The 1,147-nt window shown below is 66.7% G+C and carries 1 protein-coding gene and 1 pseudogene; both read left to right on the top strand.

The window, feature by feature from the left end; all coding sequences use genetic code 11:
• Nucleotides 1-272 (top strand): annotated as a pseudogene (locus GRI89_RS00140) (hypothetical protein); the annotation flags it as partial.
• On the top strand, nt 269-1,045 hold the full coding sequence (locus tag GRI89_RS00135; RefSeq protein WP_159791254.1) for a TrbG/VirB9 family P-type conjugative transfer protein: 777 nt from the start codon (nt 269-271) through the stop codon (nt 1,043-1,045). The pseudogene GRI89_RS00140 and the gene GRI89_RS00135, both read left to right, overlap by 4 nt.
• Nucleotides 1,046-1,147 lie beyond the last annotated feature (102 nt).

The following is a 1,147-nucleotide window of genomic DNA, read 5'->3' as shown; positions in this document are numbered from 1 at the left end:
CGAGCCGCCCGATACCTGCCATTGCCCCACCGGCCGCCGGCGCCGCGGTCGACCAGGCCCGTAGCGCCGCGCCGGGCGCCTCGCGCGAAATCCGCATGGCCTCGCCCGGCCCGGTCGCGGCCAACGATACCGGCTCGGCCGTCGGCAGGCGCGAGGTTCGCATCAGCCCGACCACCGGACAGCCCCCCGCCAACAGTTCGATTTCGCGTGTGCAGGGCGTCGGCAGCCGCTTTCGCAGCCCGCCCTCGCGCAAGACGGAGAAGATGAAATGACCCGCCTGCTTCCCGCCACCGCCGCAGTGGCCCTGGTGAGCCTGGCTGCGCCGCTGCATGCCGAGGATCCGCGCCTCGTCAGCCGGCTCTACGACGAAACGCAGGTCGTGCGGGTCGATGGCCGCGCCAATGTCCAGACCACAATCCGCTTTGGCGACGATGAACTGATCGAAAACGTCGCGATCGGCGATTCGCAGGCCTGGCAGGTCACGCCGAACAAGCGCGCCAACCTTCTGTTCGTCAAACCGCTGGCGGATCGCGCGGTGACCAACATGACGGTCATCACCAACGAGCACACCTACCTGTTCGACCTGATGGCGAATCCCAAGAACGAGAGCCCGCTCTATGTCCTCTCGTTCACCTATCCCACGCCGATCAACCCCACGCCGAAGGGCGTCGCCCCCGTCGACGGGCCCAACGAGGTCGAGCTGGCGGCAGCGAGCGATGCACAGGCTATCGTCGATCCGGCAGAACTGAACTTCGCCTGGGACAAGACCGGCGACAGGAACCTGATGCCGGCGCGTATCTACGACGACGGCACCGCCACTTTCCTCGCCTGGCCGGCGGGCGAACCGGTCCCCGCGATCCTGATGAAGGACAAGGCAGGCACCGAAGGCCCGGTGAACTACGCCGTGCGCGGCGACGTCATCGTGATCGAAGGCGTTCCCAAGAAACTTATCCTGCGCTCCGGCAAGGACATGGCGACTCTGCAGAACAACGGCCCTGCCCGGCCAATCCAGGCTCTGGCCCGGCTCGATGAGGTGAAGCAATGAAGCTGGCAATGCGACTGGCGGACAAGTCCGCTCTCAGGGCCGAAAACGATCGCGATCCGCGTGACGGCGAAAGCGCCGAGGTCATCGACCTGGCCAGCCGTA

Origin of the sequence: Croceibacterium salegens (genome assembly GCF_009827435.1) — a bacterium.
In the GTDB taxonomy this organism is placed as follows: Bacteria; Pseudomonadota; Alphaproteobacteria; order Sphingomonadales; family Sphingomonadaceae; genus Croceibacterium_B; species Croceibacterium_B salegens.
Note: the sequence above shows the minus strand (reverse complement) of the source record. Positions and strands in the feature narration are given on the sequence as shown.